This window comes from Lacisediminihabitans sp. FW035 (assembly GCF_054880895.1).
Genome location: NZ_CM142187.1, coordinates 1754806 through 1772753 on the forward strand (window position 1 = coordinate 1754806; position 17948 = coordinate 1772753).

Annotated in this window: 18 protein-coding genes; 14 read left to right on the top strand and 4 right to left on the bottom strand. The window is 64.0% G+C overall.

Annotation, left to right across the window (positions count from 1 at the left end):
- Positions 1–176: 176 nt before the first annotated feature.
- From ACVXZ4_RS08445 to ACVXZ4_RS08455, 3 genes are all read right to left on the bottom strand, one after another.
- Positions 177–665 carry a hypothetical protein gene (locus ACVXZ4_RS08445; protein ID WP_461797774.1) on the bottom strand — a complete coding sequence of 163 codons (489 nt, stop codon included), beginning with the start codon at positions 663–665 and terminating at the stop codon, positions 177–179.
- 421 nt (positions 666–1086) lie between these two features.
- Positions 1087–3333 carry a hypothetical protein gene (locus ACVXZ4_RS08450; RefSeq protein WP_461797775.1) on the bottom strand — a complete coding sequence of 749 codons (2247 nt, stop codon included), beginning with the start codon at positions 3331–3333 and terminating at the stop codon, positions 1087–1089.
- A 336-nt stretch (positions 3334–3669) separates the two neighbouring features.
- Entirely contained in the window at positions 3670–4863 is a 1194-nt protein-coding gene (locus tag ACVXZ4_RS08455) for a tyrosine-type recombinase/integrase (RefSeq protein WP_461797776.1), read from the bottom strand.
- 412 nt (positions 4864–5275) lie between these two features.
- Between ACVXZ4_RS08455 and ACVXZ4_RS08460 the strand changes: the two genes are divergently transcribed.
- The 6 genes from ACVXZ4_RS08460 to pdxT all read left to right on the top strand — a co-directional run bounded on the left by ACVXZ4_RS08460 (position 5276) and on the right by pdxT (position 10646).
- The gene (locus ACVXZ4_RS08460) at positions 5276–5680 is read left to right on the top strand and encodes a DUF2510 domain-containing protein (protein WP_461797777.1); all 405 of its coding nucleotides are present in this window, start codon (positions 5276–5278) and stop codon (positions 5678–5680) included.
- Positions 5681–5878: 198 nt separating this feature from the next.
- Complete coding sequence (locus tag ACVXZ4_RS08465; RefSeq protein ID WP_461797778.1) at positions 5879–6367, top strand: GspE/PulE/PilB domain-containing protein; 489 nt, start codon at positions 5879–5881, stop codon at positions 6365–6367.
- 210 nt (positions 6368–6577) lie between these two features.
- The gene (gene thrS / locus ACVXZ4_RS08470) at positions 6578–8494 is read left to right on the top strand and encodes a threonine--tRNA ligase (RefSeq protein WP_461797944.1); all 1917 of its coding nucleotides are present in this window, start codon (positions 6578–6580) and stop codon (positions 8492–8494) included.
- 1 nt (position 8495) lies between these two features.
- Complete coding sequence (locus ACVXZ4_RS08475) at positions 8496–9065, top strand: HIT family protein (protein ID WP_461797779.1); 570 nt, start codon at positions 8496–8498, stop codon at positions 9063–9065.
- A gap of 149 nt (positions 9066–9214) precedes the next feature.
- Entirely contained in the window at positions 9215–10054 is an 840-nt protein-coding gene (pdxS, locus tag ACVXZ4_RS08480) for a pyridoxal 5'-phosphate synthase lyase subunit PdxS (RefSeq protein ID WP_461797945.1), read from the top strand.
- Complete coding sequence (pdxT, locus tag ACVXZ4_RS08485; protein WP_461797780.1) at positions 10044–10646, top strand: pyridoxal 5'-phosphate synthase glutaminase subunit PdxT; 603 nt, start codon at positions 10044–10046, stop codon at positions 10644–10646. The genes pdxS and pdxT overlap by 11 nt, the downstream gene beginning before the upstream one ends.
- Positions 10647–10887: 241 nt before the next feature.
- Here the strand turns inward: pdxT and ACVXZ4_RS08490 are convergent, their stop codons facing one another.
- Positions 10888–11160 carry a DUF2277 domain-containing protein gene (locus tag ACVXZ4_RS08490; protein WP_461797781.1) on the bottom strand — a complete coding sequence of 91 codons (273 nt, stop codon included), beginning with the start codon at positions 11158–11160 and terminating at the stop codon, positions 10888–10890.
- A gap of 92 nt (positions 11161–11252) precedes the next feature.
- On the opposite strand from ACVXZ4_RS08490, the gene ACVXZ4_RS08495 reads away from it, so the two are divergent.
- The 8 genes from ACVXZ4_RS08495 to ACVXZ4_RS08530 all read left to right on the top strand — a co-directional run bounded on the left by ACVXZ4_RS08495 (position 11253) and on the right by ACVXZ4_RS08530 (position 17938).
- Positions 11253–12014 (top strand): YebC/PmpR family DNA-binding transcriptional regulator, encoded by a 762-nt coding sequence (locus ACVXZ4_RS08495; RefSeq protein WP_461797782.1) that lies wholly within the window; start codon positions 11253–11255, stop codon positions 12012–12014.
- A 31-nt stretch (positions 12015–12045) separates the two neighbouring features.
- Positions 12046–12624 carry a crossover junction endodeoxyribonuclease RuvC gene (gene ruvC / locus ACVXZ4_RS08500; RefSeq protein ID WP_461797946.1) on the top strand — a complete coding sequence of 193 codons (579 nt, stop codon included), beginning with the start codon at positions 12046–12048 and terminating at the stop codon, positions 12622–12624.
- Positions 12621–13235, top strand: coding sequence for a Holliday junction branch migration protein RuvA (gene ruvA / locus ACVXZ4_RS08505; RefSeq protein ID WP_461797783.1), 615 nt, complete (start codon positions 12621–12623; stop codon positions 13233–13235). Before ruvC ends, ruvA begins: the two co-directional genes overlap by 4 nt.
- Complete coding sequence (gene ruvB / locus ACVXZ4_RS08510) at positions 13232–14263, top strand: Holliday junction branch migration DNA helicase RuvB (protein ID WP_461797784.1); 1032 nt, start codon at positions 13232–13234, stop codon at positions 14261–14263. The genes ruvA and ruvB overlap by 4 nt, the downstream gene beginning before the upstream one ends.
- Positions 14264–14334: 71 nt before the next feature.
- Entirely contained in the window at positions 14335–14760 is a 426-nt protein-coding gene (gene yajC / locus ACVXZ4_RS08515; protein WP_461797785.1) for a preprotein translocase subunit YajC, read from the top strand.
- A 99-nt stretch (positions 14761–14859) separates the two neighbouring features.
- Positions 14860–16608 carry a protein translocase subunit SecD gene (gene secD, locus ACVXZ4_RS08520; RefSeq protein WP_461797786.1) on the top strand — a complete coding sequence of 583 codons (1749 nt, stop codon included), beginning with the start codon at positions 14860–14862 and terminating at the stop codon, positions 16606–16608.
- Complete coding sequence (gene secF / locus ACVXZ4_RS08525) at positions 16608–17603, top strand: protein translocase subunit SecF (RefSeq protein WP_461797787.1); 996 nt, start codon at positions 16608–16610, stop codon at positions 17601–17603. Before secD ends, secF begins: the two co-directional genes overlap by 1 nt.
- On the top strand, positions 17600–17938 hold the full coding sequence (locus ACVXZ4_RS08530; protein ID WP_461797788.1) for a rhodanese-like domain-containing protein: 339 nt from the start codon (positions 17600–17602) through the stop codon (positions 17936–17938). Before secF ends, ACVXZ4_RS08530 begins: the two co-directional genes overlap by 4 nt.
- The last annotated feature ends 10 nt before the right edge of the window (positions 17939–17948 follow it).

Here is a 17948-nt window from a genome sequence, read left to right on the forward strand (position 1 = left end):
GGTCGCACATCGTGAGGCACTCCGACACCGTGACCAAACGTGGGTCAATCGGCCCGCCGCATGCCACGCAGCGCGCTGGTTTTGTGGGCAGACGACACGATCGATACTCGGCTCTAGCCCTGGGTTCGCGGGATACGCGTGCCTCGGAGTTGATGCCTCGCCGGTGAGCGCCGCGGTTACCGACTCACGGCCGGCATCGGGTAGCCCTCCACGGGCCGAAGACGATACTTCGGGCTGAGGTCTCCGTGTATCAGCCAGTCGCAGGCGATCGGCATCACCGCGTCGCGCGGCAAGAGAACGAGCTCATCCGCGGTGGAGTACTCCCAAGGGGAACTCTCGGTGACGGTAACTCGTCGCCCACGGCCGGCGTCACAGGGAGCGACGATCCCAACGCCCGCGCCTCCACCGATTTCGATCAGCAAACCTCCGTGCATCCCGCCCGTCATCTGGCAGAACCGCGTGCTGGTCTCGGCGGGCTGGTCCAAGTTGAGGGTAAGAAAGGTGAATGCGGGGTCGACCCCGATCAGTGTGACCTTTCGGTCGGCTTCAAACCAGGTGCACCTTCCGCCAGACGTCAGTGATTCCCAAACCAACAAGTCAGGTACCGCTTCCTGGAGCGCGTAGTCGGGTTCGAGTTCTAGCCGGTCGAGTAGTAGCGATGTCATGGTTCAATCCATGTGCGCGGCCACCGCCCTGCTCCGCGGGCGCCTCTCACAGCCGCCGCCACGCCGCCCGTGAAGCATCGTCCCGCCCTTCGTCTTCTCCCCGCCATCACGACGATCACGGCCAGCCGGTTCCGGCCGACTTCTGCCTGCCGACGTGACGGCGCGGCGCGATCGACGATCGCGTAACGGGGGCGCGGTGGTCCGCGACGGGGGCGCGGCGGCGCCAGCACCCCGCCGGCGTTGCGGGACGCGGCGAGCGCGGTGTGGAAGACGGAGCGAGGCGCGGCGAGGGCTCACCGATCGGATACGGGTACCCACGCTTTGCTGCGATGCGCCGGTCACCGTCCCCAATCGGCCCGTCGCTGACAGACGAACACGGCCGGATCTAGTCGATGAGCGGCCTCCGCGCTCATCGAAGCCGTCATTCCTCGTCTCGTCGTGCGGCCGCCACGTCGATCGAGTTGTTGCTGCCTTGGGCATAATCAGACATATATTCGCGGGAGAAATCGCCTTTGAGTTTGTCGACGATGGACGCGATCGCAGCACCCCGTCGGTCCTCGTCCAGCGACGACGCTTCGTCCACCTTCTGCATAACTTTTGCAAATGCGCTCTCGTCCATGCGACGCGCAAGTCTGATCCCCAACAGTGTCGGGAAAATATGTTCAAAAGCCTTACGCGCCGTGTCGGCCGAAGGAGCGAGCGAAATGAAATTCAGGAGAAATTCGGGCCGCATGATGTATCTTGCCCCCCGGTTCGCCGCAACTAGAGCCTTCGTGTGTTTCAGGATCGAAGTCTCGCCTGTGAGCCACCACGTGCTGAACCCAAATTCATTCGTAGAGGCGGCTTCCTTATGGGCAGTCCGCCGACCGAACACAGCGTGCGCCATTAGAGCATCGTTGTCGGCGAGTTCTTTTCGCGATTTCAAGGGAGCTAGATTTCGCGAAAGCTCGGCCACATCGTCACCGTGAACGAGGTCCTCAAGCTCGTCAAGCGAAGCGAACTCCATTTGAAATTTGCGGACTAGATACTTGAGGAAATCGTCTTCGCCGCCGCCTCTATGAAGTTCCTCATACGAGCAGAACTGTTGTACGAAAGCCTGCCAACTCTTTGGTTTCGTTTGAAGGTCGGAGTTGATTCGCGAGTACAGATAGGCGCGCACCATGATCGGAGAGACATTCCGCGCTACCTCGTAGGTCATGTACTGCTCGGCCGCAGCGATGTGATTCCTGAATTCAAAGTCGGCAGCGCGAAAGTGCCCCACTACCTCCTCAAGCACCGGCTGGGTGAGAACGAGTGTGGCACCAAGGCTGCTCGCCATCCGAAGTGCATTTCGCGCCATTTGATCTGGCTCTTCCAGGTACTGTTCACTCAACGCCTTCAGGAGTTGATCTGCACCGACGTACAAATAGAAGTCGCCGGTCATATCTTGGAAGAATTCCATGAGCCGTGGCTCCGTGTTCAGAATGAACAAAAGGGCATAGGTAGCGGAGAGTTTGTGCAGGTAGAGCCGTTCCTCATCAGTGGACTTGTACAAAACGTCTCGAAGGGCGCGGAAGACCTCCGGGCCGATCCGAATCGCTGCCCTACCGTGCACACCACAGATCGATAGCGCGTCGGTGATTGACGAAGCGACCTCAGGCGAGTCCCTAATTAACTGCGGGTCATGCAAGAAGGCGGCAAATTCGAGGCCTTGACGCTCGAATGTCAGCTGAAGGGTGCGCATGGCAACCTTAGATGCGTCTTCTACGTCTGTTTCAAGGACTGTTCCACCAGATCGGATTCTCCGCCTTAGGCCCTCCTCAACTGAGTCACGAAGTAGGACATCAGTCGCATTCTCGTCTTCGATTCCCAAGCGCGTCTCGAACGGGAGGCAGAAGTGATCCTCCTTCTGATGCCAGCGCACGATTCGATTTCCTTTGCGTGAAAGTTCTTCAAGCCGCGGGCCCACCTCATTTTGGACGAGCTGCTCCACCGATGGCAGTTCTTCCAGGATTTTTCCTAAGACCTGATCACGCGACATGAAAAGTGCCTTATCCGGATCTGTCCCCTCCAATGCCCAGAGTATGAGGGCATCGATCATGGCGTGTAGAGAGGTTGTGTCGCCACGGCGTCTCTGCACTTCTTGGGAAAGAAACGTAAACACGGCTGGAGATTTGACATGGGCCGAAACTGGGATCAACTTGCTTGATCCGACTTGCTGAAGGTACGCGGCGTAGTGCGATAAGTGCTGTCTGAACGCGAGAGCCGTGACGGCGTTATCGTTTATGTGTCCAACTAAGAATGTCGCATCGCGAATGCGAATCGTCGCGTCAAGGTCGTCGCTCAATCTCGCTTCGAGCGCGTCAAATGTCGAGACCTGCCGAGATGTAAAGTAGACGAGAGTTGTCACCTCTCGGCCGAAGTCCCTAAGTCGTTTCACTGTCGAGCGAATCTTCTGCTCAACGTCTGGCCGGATGCTCGCTTGGAAGAATGAAGTCGAGCGTGCCGAGTTTTCGTAGAGCCCTTCGACAACACCGTCAGCTCCGCCGTCGCCAACTCCTCCCGTCGGTACGAAGTTAGCGCCGACTGCGTGCGAATGCATTTCTTGGGCAAACCGCTCAAAGGGAAATCCCTCCGCAGCCGCCAAGGCTATTTGGATTACCTCGCGTGGATACACTTCTCGCGTCACGTATGTCTCCAGACAGGTTCGCCGTAGGTGAGTCTCGCGACATCGCGCAGCCTCGGATAGTCACAAGTCTGTCTCATTTAGGGCAAAAAACGTCGTGGCGAAGATTGGTGCGTCGCGCGCCCTGCGGTCGTAAACGGCCGCGTGCGCGGTCGAGGCCGGTTGGCGTCCAGATGCTGGTCGGCGCGCACAGAGGCCAGGAGGCGGCGGGTGTGCGCGGCCGAGGTCTTTCTAGCCTGCTACACGCAGGCTGGGGCGCTTCTGCGCTATCAGTCGCACAATGTGCGCGTGCGCCACAGACCAGTTCTCAGGGAACCCCGATTTGGAAGGTCGCACGTGCTACCCGCCAGCAAGTTCACTCATCCGCGCTGCCAATTCCTCATCACGGCCAGTGCTGTGTTGGTATCGCATCGCTGCGCCAACCGTTGAGTGCCCAAGACGGTCTTGGATCTCCTTGAGCGTTGCACCGGTTTGTGCGAACTTGGTTGCCCCATAGTGCCTTAGGGCGTGGAAGTGGAGGTCAGGTCTCCCGGCCGCAATCCGTGCCGGATCCCAATGGTCCACGAAGCTTGATCGCGGGAGGTGCCCGGTTCCGGTCGAATTTGTGTACAAGAGCGCCTCCGGGTCACTCGCGACGTTGTCGCGCAAGTGGTTGACGATTACGTCGTTCGCGAATGGAGGCATCGCGATCTCTCGAATGCCTGCCTCGGATTTTGTCGTTCCGATGACATAGCCGTCCTCAGTGGTATGAGTTACGCCGCGAGAGACGAAGACGAAAACAGTCTTCACCGATCCATCTGCGTTCCTCAGAATCCGAATATCCTTGCGCCGCAGCTCCGTAACTTCGCCGTATCTGCATGCAGCCCAGGTACCGAGCATGATTGCGGCATGGTAATTCGGGGCAATCGTGTCGAGGAGGATTCCAAGTTGCTCGGCAACCGGGGGAGTGACATCGACGCCAGTGGAGGCGTTTTGTGCGCCGCGTATGTTGCACGGGTTCTGTCTTATCAGGCCGTCGGTAACGGCCGTCGCCAGAATGGACGTCGCAAGACCGTACGAACGCGCCGCTTGTGTCAGCTTCCCCGTAGCGAGCATGTCGCTGTACCACTTCCGAATTTCCGCCGAAGTCAAAACGGAGATTCGGGTAGTGGCAATCGGGGCAAGTTCGGTGCGCAGAAGGCGCTCGTACTCCCTAAGCGTGCGAACCGCCAGCTTTCTCCCGTTTCGCCCAGTACGGGTGGCGATCCACGGGACTGCGTACTCTCCGAGAGTGACACCCCGCGACCTTGCTGCCGAGATCTCTCCCTGGGCCTCACCCACGGTCCAGGTGCCTTCGTTGATGCTCGCGCGAACACGCGTGAGCCAAGCGCGAGCGTCCGTGAGATTGTCGAACGTATGCTTCGCGTTGTACCGCACCCCGTCAGGTCCGGGGTAACTTGCCTGCTGCCGGGATCCAAGCTTTCGAATCGCGCCAAACGGCTCTCGCTTCTTCCGCTTCTTCGCCTGCTTCGGGGTCGGTAGGTCACTGGCCATGATGCCGACCTTACCCAAGTCGGACTCAATATCGGGCCACGAACGCAATAACTACGCAATATCTAGTGCCCACTCATGTCCACCTAACGCGTCCAGTGTCGCTCGGTATTGCGCTTCGTTTGGGTCAGACGGCCCTGAAACATGGGACGAAAGCCCGGATTTGCGGCAGATCATCCAGTGTCGCTCTCACTGGTTCGATCCCAGTATCGCTCACAGTAAAACCCCCGGAATCAGTGAGACTCCGGGGGTTTTTCCTTGCCCGGACGACTCGCCAGCGCACACGCATGACGCGAGGCCCGCAGAGACCGAGTCATTCGACCAGCGGACTCTGAGGGTGCATGTGCCAGCGCAGGTGGGCATTCCCCAGGCGTCACCGTTGGACGGCCCCACCAACCGTGGATACACTCTCGCCATGACTGACTTCGACTCAACAATGCCTATAGTTCCCGCCCGGACGTCAGTCGCTCCCGGATGGTATCCCGACCCGGCGTCGGGTCGCCTCCGCTATTGGGACGGCGTTCTCTGGACCGAGAACTTCCATAATCCCGGGCCAGCCGCGCCGGTTGCGCTGACCAATTCCGCAGCAACGGCATCGCTGGTCCTCGGAATTGTGGGATTCGTGTTGATGGGCATTCCGCTCTTTGTCGGATGGTTCTTGGGCGGGATCCCAGACATCCTCGCCGTCATTTTCGGGATCGTAGCTCTGTCGAATTTGTCTAAGTTCAACGGCGCCGGGAAAGCCAAAGCAATTGTGGGGCTCGTCCTCGGAAGCGTTAGCCTCCTGTCTGTATCCATCGGGGCAGGATCCATTTGGTAAGTTCAAGATCCGACCGAGGAATCCGGCAAAACCGGGGCAGATGGTGGTCGCACTGAACTGCTCGAGGCTCACACCGGTAAGGCCCTGAATTTCGATTCGGGGCCTTACGCATTTCCGGCTCAGCGACGCCCGACTGGTCGTTCTGTCCCACCTACTGGGGAATGGCCCCCGGGTACAGGATTCGCAAAAATGGGGTACATGAACCCGGAAAGCGATGACACTTCTGCCGAGTGCACCGCTTTCGCCGACCTGCTCGTCGAATCGGGCCTCGTGTCCGCCGAGCAATTGGCCAGCGCCTTCGTCGAGCGCGCGCGTTCCGGAGAAGCGATCGACGCAGTGCTCGTCTCCCAGGGGGTCGTGGAACCCGTCACCCTCCGATCGGTGCTCGCCCACGCGTGGAATCTCCCGGCCATCAATCTCGCGCGGACCCACGTGGATCACGAGCTCGTCGACCAGTGGCCCGATGAGGTCTATCTCGCGGAGAACTGGTTTCCCGTGCGGGACCAGGCCAACGGAACGGTGCTGGTCGCGACTTCCCGGATCCCGGATGCGTCGCGAGCCGAGCGCATCGCGGCGGTGATCGAGTCGCCGGTCGAGTTCGCCGTCGTCGCATCCGTCGATATCTCGGCGGCCGTCGCTCGCGCAGTGAAGCGGCGCACACGGGGCCGACGCCCGTTCCTCGGCTGACCGCGCAAGAGCCCCACGGCAGCGACGCCGGGGCTGCGCCTGCGCGACGCTAAAGTTGTTACACCGCCTGTTCGCAGGCTCCGTCGCAATCCAAGGAGCACATCCGTCGTGTCAGATTCGCCCGCCGGCAACGAGTCCATTCTCGAGTCGATCACGGCGGCGCAGACGACCACCGGATTCGAGCTCTTCACCGACCGCGCCGTCGTCGCGATGCGGGTCGGCGGAGAGTTGAGGGATCTTGCGGCGACGGTGGCCGCGGGGGAGACCGTCGAACCCGTCTTGATCTCGTCTCCCGACGGCCTCAGCATCCTGCGTCACTCTGCGGCCCACGTAGCCGCGCAGGCGCTGCAGTCGATCAACCCGGACGCGAAGCTCGGAATCGGCCCGCCGATCACCGACGGCTTCTACTACGACTTCGATGTCGAGACCCCACTCACCCCGGAGGATCTCAAAGCCATCGACAAGGGCATGGAGCGCATCATCAAGGCCGGCCAGCGGTTCGTTCGCCGAGTGGTCACCGAGGAGGAGGCCCGTGCGGAGCTGGCGAACGAGCCCTACAAGCTCGAGCTCATCGGCCTGAAGGGGCATCCCACCGAGGGAGCCGGCAGCACCGACGACAACGAGTCGGTGGAGGTCGGGGGAGCCGAACTCACCATCTACGACAACGTCGACCCGCGCACCGGCGAGACGGTCTGGAAGGACCTCTGCCGCGGTCCGCACCTTCCGACCACCAGATTGATCGGCAACGGCTATGCGCTCACCCGCAGCGCGGCGGCCTACTGGCGCGGCTCGGAGAAGAACAAGCAGCTCCAGCGCGTCTACGGCACGGCCTGGGCCACCAAGGACGACCTCCGCGCCTACATCACGCGCCAGGAAGAGGCGGCCAAGCGCGATCATCGCAAGCTCGGAGCCGAACTCGACCTGTTCTCATTCCCCGACGAGATCGGATCCGGCCTCGCGGTGTTCCACCCGAAGGGCGGCATCATCCGCGCCGAGATCGAGAACTACATGCGCGAGCGCCTCGTGGCCAACGGCTACGAACAGGTCTACTCCCCGCACATCACCAAGGGCACCCTCTTCGAGACCAGCGGCCACCTCCAGTGGTACAAGGACGGCATGTTCCCGGCGATGCACCTCGACGAGGAAGTGGATGACGAGGGCCATGTCACCCGCCAAGGCCAGGACTACTACCTCAAGCCGATGAACTGCCCATTCCACAACCTGATCTTCCGTGCCCGGGGACGCAGCTATCGCGAGCTTCCGCTTCGCCTCGCGGAGTTCGGCACCGTCTATCGCTACGAGAAGAGCGGGACCCTGTCGGGCCTCACCCGGGTGCGCGGACTCACCCAGGACGACGCCCACATCTACGTGACTCCGGAGCAGGTCAAGGCGGAGATCGCGAGCCAGCTCGACTTCGTCTTCGAGACGCTGCGCGGCTACGGACTCGACGACTTCTACCTCGAGCTCTCCACCAAGAACCCGGACAAGTACGTCGGTTCTGACGAGGCTTGGGATGACGCGACCGAGACCCTCCGCCAGGTCGCCACGGAATCCGGCCTCGAGCTCGTCTCCGATCCCGGGGGAGCGGCGTTCTACGGTCCGAAGATCTCGGTGCAGGCCCGTGATGCGATCGGACGCACCTGGCAGCTCTCCACCGTGCAGCTCGACTTCGTGCAGCCTGAGAGGTTCGGTCTCGAGTACACCGCGGCCGACGGCTCGCGCCAGCAGCCGGTCATGATCCATCGTGCGCTCCTCGGGTCGATCGAACGGTTCTTCGCGATCCTGCTTGAGCACTATGCCGGGGCGTTCCCGGTCTGGCTTTCACCGGTGCAGGTCGTCGGCATCCCCGTTGCTGAGCAGTACGAGGAGTACCTCGGCGACGTCATCCGCCAGCTGCGCGAGGTCGGGGTGCGCGCAGAGCTGGACGACTCCAACGACCGCATGCCGAAGAAGATCCGCAATCACACCAAGCTCAAGGTGCCGTTCCAGCTCATCGCCGGTGAGGAGGATCGCGCGGCCGGGGCTGTCAGCTTCCGTTATCGCGATGGCAGCCAGGACAACGGCGTGCCGATCGCCGAGGCGATCGAGAGGATCACGACGGCGATCGCGACGCGGGCGCAGGTCTGAGGTGCCCGGCACCTACGGCCCCGAGGAATTCGAGGGCATCGAAATCGAATCGTCGGAGGATTTCGCGGCGGTGCCCGACGCGTTCCAGCGCCTGTGGACCCCCCACCGCCTCGTCTACATCAAGGCCGGACCACAACCCCACAAGGATGAATGCCCGTTCTGCGTCGCCCCATCGATGAGCGACGAGAAGGCCCTGATCGTCGCGCGCGGGAAGACCTGTTATGTGCTTCTCAACCTGTTCCCGTACAACGCCGGTCACCTGCTGGTGTGCCCCTACCGGCACGTCGCCGGATACGACGACGCCACGGAGGAAGAGGTCACCGAGATGGCGGCCCTCTCCCAGACCGCGATGCGGGTGCTGCGCGCCACCGCGAAGTGCGACGGCTTCAACATCGGCATGAACCAGGGCGGAATCGCCGGCGCGGGCATCGCCGAGCACCTGCACCAGCACATCGTTCCGCGCTGGGCCCAGGATTCGAACTTCTTCCCGATCATCGCCGGCACCAAGGCCATGCCGCGCCTCCTCGGCGAGGTGCGGGCCGAGGTCGCCGGCGCCTGGCCGCGCCTGTAACCCACCGCAACGCTCAGAATCCCCGGCTTAGAATGGGGTCGCTCCGCGGCACCTGCGAAGCACCAGAGAGGCGAGAAGTGACCGACATCACCACCAGCAGCAGCACCGAAAACCTTGGCTCGAGCCGCGTGAAGCGCGGGCTCGCCGAGATGCTCAAGGGAGGCGTCATCATGGATGTCGTCACCGCTGAGCAGGCACGAATCGCCGAGGATGCCGGGGCCGTCGCGGTCATGGCCCTCGAGCGCGTACCCGCAGACATCCGTTCCCAGGGCGGCGTCGCGCGCATGAGCGACCCCGACCTGATCGAGTCGATCATCGCGGAGGTCTCCATCCCCGTCATGGCGAAGGCGCGCATCGGCCACTTCGTCGAGGCGCAGATCCTGCAGACCCTCAAGGTGGACTACATCGACGAGTCGGAGGTGCTGTCCCCGGCCGACTACGTGAACCACATCGACAAGTGGCCTTTCACCGTGCCCTTCGTCTGCGGGGCGACCAACCTCGGTGAGGCGCTGCGTCGCATCAACGAGGGGGCGGCGATGATCCGCTCCAAGGGCGAAGCCGGCACAGGGGATGTCTCCGAGGCGACCAAGCACATCCGCACCATCACGGCCGAGATCCGTGCCCTCGCGGCTAAGACCCACGACGAGCTGTATGTCGCGGCGAAAGAGCTGCAGGCTCCCTACGAGCTCGTGCTCGAGATCGCCCGCACCGGCAAGCTTCCGGTCGTGCTGTTCACGGCCGGCGGTGTCGCCACTCCGGCCGATGCCGCGATGATGATGCAGCTCGGCGCCGACGGCGTCTTTGTGGGGTCGGGAGTCTTCAAGTCCGGCAACCCCGAGGCGCGCGCTGCCGCCATCGTGAAGGCGACAACCTTCTTCGACGACCCCTCGGTCATCGCCGACGCGTCTCGCGGACTCGGAGAGGCGATGGTGGGCATCAACGTGTCCGACCTTCCCGCTCCGCACCGCCTCGCCGAACGTGGCTGGTAGTCCGGCACCGATAGTCGGAGTCCTCGCGCTCCAGGGCGACTTCCGCGAACACATCGCGGTGCTCGAGTCCCTCGGAGCGGATGCTCGCGCCGTCCGCCGCCCGGAGGAACTCGCCCACGTGGGCGGTCTCGTCATCCCGGGCGGCGAGTCGAGCGTGATGGACAAGCTGTCCCGCATGTTCGGCCTCGCGGATCCGCTGAAGCAGGCGATCGCGGCGGGGTTGCCGGTCTACGGCACCTGCGCCGGGCTCATCATGCTCGCCGACCGGGTGCTCGACGCGATCGTCGGCCAGCAGAGTCTCAGCGGCTTCGACATTTCGGTGCGGCGCAATGCCTTCGGTTCGCAACTCGATTCATTCGAGACTGATCTGGAGATCCCGGTTCTCGGTGATCCTCCCGTGCACGCCGTCTTCATCCGCGCGCCGGTGGTCGAGGATGTCGGCGAGGGCGTGACCGCGCTCGCAACGCTTCCGGATGGCCGCGTGGTCGCCGTCGAACAGGGCAACCTGCTCGGCACCTCCTTCCATCCGGAGATGACGGGGGACACCCGCTTCCACCAGTACTTCCTCGATCGGGTGCGCGCGGCCGGCTGAGCGGCCCCCGCGGCTCGCGAGTCGCCGGGCGCGTGATTGCGGCGCGTGCCGCTCTCGGAGTATCCCCTCGCGGCACTTCCCCTTCGCGGCGGAGCAACCGCATGGCGGCGGGGGATACGCCTCCCTCCGCGAGCGTTTCTCCCCGCCGCCGGGCCGCTTATCTCCCGCCGCGAAGAATCTGGGTGATCGGCGAAACCCGATGTCACGAGCTCGGCCCGGGATCGCCCGCGGCAATCGCGGTTTACGCCGTAGCGAAGCGCTTCGCGCTCCGTTCTCGTGCCTTCGCCGCCTCGATCTCGCGGTCCTTCGGCGGCGTCGTTGCCACGAGGTCCTCGAGGAGGTGTTGCGTGATGTGGGCGATCTCATGCACCGCGCGGTCGAACGCCTCCGCGTTGACCTTCGCCGGCTTAGTCGATCCGCTGATCTTCCTCACGTACTGGAGCGCGGCGGCCTGAACCTCGTCGTCATTGGCGGCGGGCTCGAAATTGTGGAGGGTGTGGATGTTTCGGCACATGCAGCGAGGCTAGAGCGGGCCGGGCATCCGATCAAGGGTGTCGACCGGAGGATGTCGGGGCCGACATCCCGGCGCTGGCTAGAATGTTGAGCATGTCAGGCCACTCCAAATGGGCAACCACCAAGCACCAGAAGGCGATCAAAGACTCTCGCCGTGCCAAGTCGTTCGCCAAACTCATCAAGAACATCGAAGTCGCCGCCAAGCTCGGGGGTGCAGATCTCGCCGGTAACCCGACGCTCGTCGATGCCATCCAAAAGGCCAAGAAGACCTCGGTGCCGAACTCGAACATCGACTCGGCGGTCAAGCGTGGATCCGGCCAGCTCGGCGAAGCTGTCGACTACCAGACGATCATGTACGAGGGCTACGCGGCCGGCGGTGTCGCGCTGCTGATCGAGTGCCTCACCGACAACAAGAACCGCGCCGCGGCAGATGTGCGCACCGTGATGACCCGCAACGGCGGCACCATGGGTGACCCGGGCAGCGTCGCCTACAACTTCAGCCGCAAGGGCGTGGTCTCCGTGACCAAGACCGACGGCGTCACCGAGGACGACATCCTCGCCGCCGTGCTCGACGCCGGCGCCGAAGAAGTGAACGACCGCGGTGCCGGATTCGAAATCATCACCGAGCCCCACGACATGGTCGCCGCGCGCACCGCGCTGCAGGATGCCGGCATCGAGTACGACTCGGCCGACGTCGAGTTCGTGCCCGGGGTCACCATCGAGGTCGACGCCGAGACCGCACGAAAGATCTACCGCCTGATCGACGCGCTCGATGACAACGACGACGTGCAGAACGTCTACGGCAACTTCGATGTGCCGGCCGACGTGCAGGCCGAGCTCGACGACGAGGAGTAGCCCTCCGGTGGCAGCACCGCAGGGCGCCACCATCCGGGTACTCGGCATCGACCCCGGCCTCACCCGCTGCGGGGTGGGAATCGTCGACGTCACCGCCACCCGCACGGCGAGCCTCGTCGACGTCGTCGTCATCCGGAGCGGGGCGGAGCTGCCTCTCGAGCAGCGTCTGATGATGGTCGGCGACGAGATCGAACGCCTGCTCGATCTTCACCAGCCCCACGCCGTGGCCATCGAGCGCGTCTTCGCGCAGCAGAACCTCAGCACTGTCATGGGTGTGGCCCAGATCAGCGGTGTGGCTCTCCACCTCGCCGCCAAGCGGGGACTCGCAGTCGGGCTACACACGCCGTCCGAGGTGAAATCCGCGATAACGGGATACGGCTCCGCCGACAAGAAGCAGGTCGCGACGATGGTCGCGAAGGTGCTCGGACTGGCCGAGCTGCCGAAACCCGCGGATGCCTCGGATGCCCTCGCCATCGCTATCTGCCACGCCTGGAAGCGCGGAGCCACCCTCGCCGCCCCCGCCGGTGCCCTCACCAAGGCCCAGGAGACATGGCTCGCCGCGGAGCGCTCCGCCTCGAAGTCGTCGGCCAAACGTAGGCTGGGACGATGATCTCCTCGGTGCGTGGAACGGTACTTGGGGTGGCAGGGACGACCGCGGTGATCGAGGTCGGGGGCGTGGGCCTCACGATCACGGTCACCCCGCAGCACGCCCTCTCCCTGCGCGTCGGAGCAGAGGCGATGGTGCGCACGGCGCTCATCGTGCGTGAAGACGACCTCTCGCTCTTCGGCTTCGTCGATGCGGACGAGCTCGCAGTCTTCGACCTGCTCCGCGGCGTCACCGGTGTGGGCCCGAAGTCCGCCATGGGAGTGCTCGCGGCGCTGAGCCCGGGCCAGGTGGCATCCGCAGTCGCGACCGAGGACGACGCGGCCTTCCGCAAGGTCTCGGGCATCGGACCGAAGACCGCCAAGCTCATCGTCTTGTCGCTTGCGGGAAAGATGCAGGTAGCCCCGGCCGCCGCCGCACGGCCCGCAGTCGGTTTCGCGCCGGTGCGGGACAGCGTGCTCGTCGCGCTCGTCGGCCTCGGCTGGTCCGAGCGGATCGCGGCCCAGGCGCTGGACGATGCGCTCTCGACGGCCTCCGCCGCAGAGGCCACAACTGTCGCGTCGTTGCTACGCCTCGCGCTCACCCAGCTCGGCCCGCAGCAGATGAGCACGCGATGATGGACGACCCCTCCCTCGCCATCGTGCGCCCCACTCCGGAATCCGACGCGGAGCTCGCCTTCGAGGGCGCGCTGCGTCCGCGCACGCTCGCGGAGTTCGTCGGTCAGGCGAAGGTGCGCGCCCAATTGCAGCTGTTGCTCCAGGCGGCGAACCTGCAGAATCGCACCCCCGACCACATTCTGCTCGCCGGTCCTCCGGGGCTTGGCAAGACCACACTCGCGATGATCGTCGCCGAGGAAAGCGGGCGACCCCTGCGCATGTCGAGCGGACCGGCGATCCAGCACGCCGGTGACCTCGCCGCCGTGCTCTCCTCGCTCGTGCCGGGCGAGATCCTCTTCATCGACGAGATCCATCGGATGGCGCGTTCCGCTGAAGAGATGCTCTATCTCGCGATGGAGGACTTCCGTATCGACATCATGGTGGGCAAGGGCGCCGGTGCGACCTCCATCCCGCTCGATCTCGCCCCGTTCACGCTGGTCGGGGCCACGACCCGCTCGGGGATGCTGCCCAACCCGCTGCGAGACCGGTTCGGATTCACCGCGCACCTCGAGTTCTACTCGGAGCCGGAGCTGGAGCAGGTGCTCACTCGCGCGGCATCCCTTCTCGACCTGCGGATGGACCGGGAGGCCCTCGCCGAGATCGCCGGCCGCTGCCGGGGCACCCCCCGGATCGCCAACCGGCTGTTGCGCCGCGTGCGGGACTATTCGCTCGTCCATGGCATAGCGGGTCTGGATGCTGTGCATGCCGCGCTCGAGCTCTACGACGTCGACGCCCTCGGGCTCGACCGCCTCGACCGGGCGGTGATGGAGATCATCCTGACCCGGTTCGATGGGGGTCCGGTGGGGCTCAACACCCTCGCCGTGTCGGTGGGGGAAGAAGCCGAGACCATCGAATCGGTGGTCGAGCCGTTCCTCGTACGCATCGGGCTCGTCACGCGCACACCCCGAGGACGGGTCGCGACGAAGCAGGCCTGGGCGCACTTCGGCATCCCTCGCGCCGAGTCGGCGCTCTTCGGAGATGACCTATAATTGGGGCTGGTCACAGTGCGCAGGGTTAGACTCCCGGTGTTCTTCACACGCCCCTGAAAGGCTCTTTCCCCATGGATCCCACACTCATCCTCATCGCTGTCGCGCTCGCGGTGTTCGTCTTCTTCCAGTTCCGTTCCTCGCGCAAGCGCGCGAAGGAGACCGCGGCCCGCCAGGCATCGATCGGCGTCGGCGTGGAGATCATGACCAACTACGGTCTCTACGGCACGATCCTCTCCATCGACGACGACACCAACATGGCGCTCATCGAGTCCACCCCGGGTACGGTGCTCAAGATCCACCGCCAGACCATCCTCAAGGCGGTGGAAGACGAGACCCCCGAGGCCTCCGAGACCGAGGTCGACGACGACACCACCTCGACGCCCCAGCTCAACGAGGACAACTCGATCATCGTCGGAGACCCCGAATTCGGAGAGCGCGTCGAGCCCGAGGCGACCAAGCCGGCGCGCAAGGCAGCGCCCAAGAAGAGCGACGACTAACCACTAACCTGATGTGTGCTCGCGCATGACCTGTGCGCGAGCCTCAAGTGTGCCCGGTCGTTGGCCCGGGTCGCGCGCGTAGAAAGCTGAGTTTCTCCGGTGGCACGAACTACTCCTGTCAGGAAGGCCTGGCGCTCGCTCACCTGGTTGCTCATCATCGTCGCCGGGCTCACCGCCCTCAACGGTGGGTCGGTGCTGTTCAGCACCGGATCCTGGGCTCCGAAGCTCGCCCTCGACCTGCAGGGTGGCACCGAGATCATCCTCACCCCCCAGGTGGCGAACGGCGCGGCGGCTCCCACTGCGGAACAGCTTCAACAAGCGGTGTCCATCATCCGGCAGCGTATCGACGCGAGCGGCACGTCCGAGGCCGAGATCAACACCCAGGGAAACCAGAACATCGTCGTCGATCTTCCCGGAGTCCCCGACAAGGCGACCGTCAGCCGAATCGAGTCCTCGGCCAAACTCGAGTTCCGTGCCGTGCTCGCGGCGGATGCTGCCGCAACCAGCGCCGTCGGTACGCCGACCCCCACCCCCACCCCGAGTGTCTCCGAAGCGCCCCTGCAGTCGACCCCGACCACCAAGCCGACCGACGGCAGTGATGAAGCATGGGTGACGCCCGCATTGCAGAAGCAGTTCACCGACTTCACCTGCGACCAGACGGAGGCCGCCAAGACGAATGTCGCTCCCGCCGACAAACCCCTCATCACCTGCGACGTCGCGGAACAGGGACGCCAGCAGGCCAAGTACATCCTCGGCCCGGTCGAAGTCGCCGGTGAGACGATCACCGACGCGACCAACGGGCTGAACGCCAACAGCCAGGGCATCAGCACCGGCCAGTGGGCGGTCAACATCGTCTTCAACGCCAAGGGCACCTCCGAGTTCGGCAAGGTCACCGCCCGGCTGAATGCCCTCACCGGTGTGCGCAACCAGTTCGCGATCGTGCTCGACGGCCGTGTCATCTCTGCCCCCACGACCAACACGGTCATCAGCAATGGGAAGCCCCAGATCACCGGCAACTTCACCCAGGAGACATCGAAGGCACTGGCCGACCAGCTCAAGTTCGGCGCGCTTCCGATCGGGTTCAAGGTGCAGAGTCGCGACGTGATCGCGGCAACCCTCGGTGAAAGCCAACTGGCGAGCGGGCTCATCGCCGGAATCATCGGCCTGCTCCTCGTCTTCGTCTACTCGCTCTTCCAATACCGTCTCCTCGGCCTCGTGACGGTCGCATCCCTCGTCGTGGCGGCGGTGCTCACCTACCTGGTGATCGCCCTGCTGTCCTGGCGGGAGGGCTTCCGATTGTCGCTGGCCGGCGTCGCCGGACTGATCGTGGCGATCGGCTTCACAGCAGACTCCTTCATCGTCTACTTCGAGCGAATACGAGACGAGTTGCGGGAGGGGCGAGCCCTCGAAAGTGCGGTCGAAGCGGGCTGGAAACGGGCCCTGCGCACAGTTTTTGCAGCCAAGGGTGTCAACCTGCTCTCCGCGGTCGTCCTGTTCATTCTCGCCATCGGCAACGTGAAGGGATTCGCGTTGACGCTCGGGGTGACAACGATCATCGACGTGCTGGTGGTCGTGCTGTTCACCCACCCCGTGTTGCAGGTACTCGCCACCACTCGATTCTTCTCGAGCGGGCATCCGCTGTCCGGTCTCGATCCGACTGCGCTTGGTGCGGTCTATCGGGGGAGGGCGCAGTTCCGCGCCCCGGTCGGCGCAGGCAAGGGTGTAGCGGCCAAGGGCGGTGCGTCCCGCGAGGCCGCGCGACGCCAGACCATCGCCGAGCGAAAAGCTGCTGAACTAGCGAGCAAGCCCACTCCGAAGAGTGGACCTGCGAAGGAGAAGAAGTCCTGATGGCCAGTCTCGTGAACTTCGGAAACGACCTTTATACCGGGAAGCGCTCGGTCGACTTCATCGGCCGTCGCAAGATCTGGTACGGCATCGCCATCATCCTGATCATCGCCTCCGCGGTGGTGCCCCTGGTAAACGGCGGGTTCAACTTCGGCATCGAGTTCCGTGGCGGATCGCAATTCCAGATCACCAAGGCCGACACGATCAAGCAGCAGCCGGCAATCGATGCCATCAAGCAGGTGTTGCCCACCGAGGTGCCGAATGTGACTTCTGTCGGTGCGGACGGCATCCGGATTCAGACGGCGCAACTCACCGACAAAGAGACGTCCGAACTCACCGACGCGCTGGCGACGGCTTACGGAGTTCCGGCGAAGGACGTGACCACCTCCTTCATCGGCCCGAGCTGGGGTGCGGACATCACCTCCCAGGCCCTGCGGGCGCTCATCGTGTTCGTACTGCTCGCGGCAATCGCGATGGCGTTCTATTTCCGCACCTGGAAGATGGCACTCGCGGCCATCGTCTCCCTGCTGCACGACCTCGTCATCGTCGCCGGGGTCTATGCGGCCACCGGTTTCGAAGTCACCCCTGCTGCCGTGATCGGCTTCCTCACGATCCTGGGCTTCTCGCTCTACGACACCGTCGTTGTCTTCGACAAGATTCGGGAGAACACCTCACAACTCGGGGCCGAGTCGCGATACACGTTTGGCGAGTCTGTGAACCTGGCGGTCAACCAGACCCTCGTGCGGTCCATCAACACCGGGGTCGTCGCGGCATTGCCGGTCGCCTCGATCCTTTTCATCGGAGCCTTCGTGCTCGGCGCGAACACACTCCAGGACATCTCGCTCGCCCTACTCGTCGGAATCGTCGTGGGAACCTACTCCACGATCTTCATCGCTGCGCCACTGTATGCCCAGCTCCGTGAAGGTGAGAAGGAGATCCAGGCCGGCAATCGCCGCACTATCGCGGCACGGGAGAAGAGCCGGAGCGTTCCCGTATGAGCCTCCCACGCGAGGTCAGCGCTCTCGAAGCGATCGCCCGCGCCGAGAGCGGCACCTGGCTGCTCGACGTTCGTGAGCAGGACGAGTGGGATCGCGGCCACGCTCCGACGGCCCACCTCGTCCCGCTCTCCGAACTCGGAGCACGGATCGCGGAGATCCCCACGGGCCAGCCGGTGTTGGTCGTATGTCTCGCGGGTGGCCGATCTCTGAGAGCGGCCTCCGCCCTCGGAGCGGCGGGAGTCGACGCGGTGAACGTTGCGGGCGGAATGCAGGCGTGGTCGTCCGCCGACGGGCCGCTGGTCTCCGACGGAGCGGATGCGGCCCGGATCGAATGACCGGACCGTC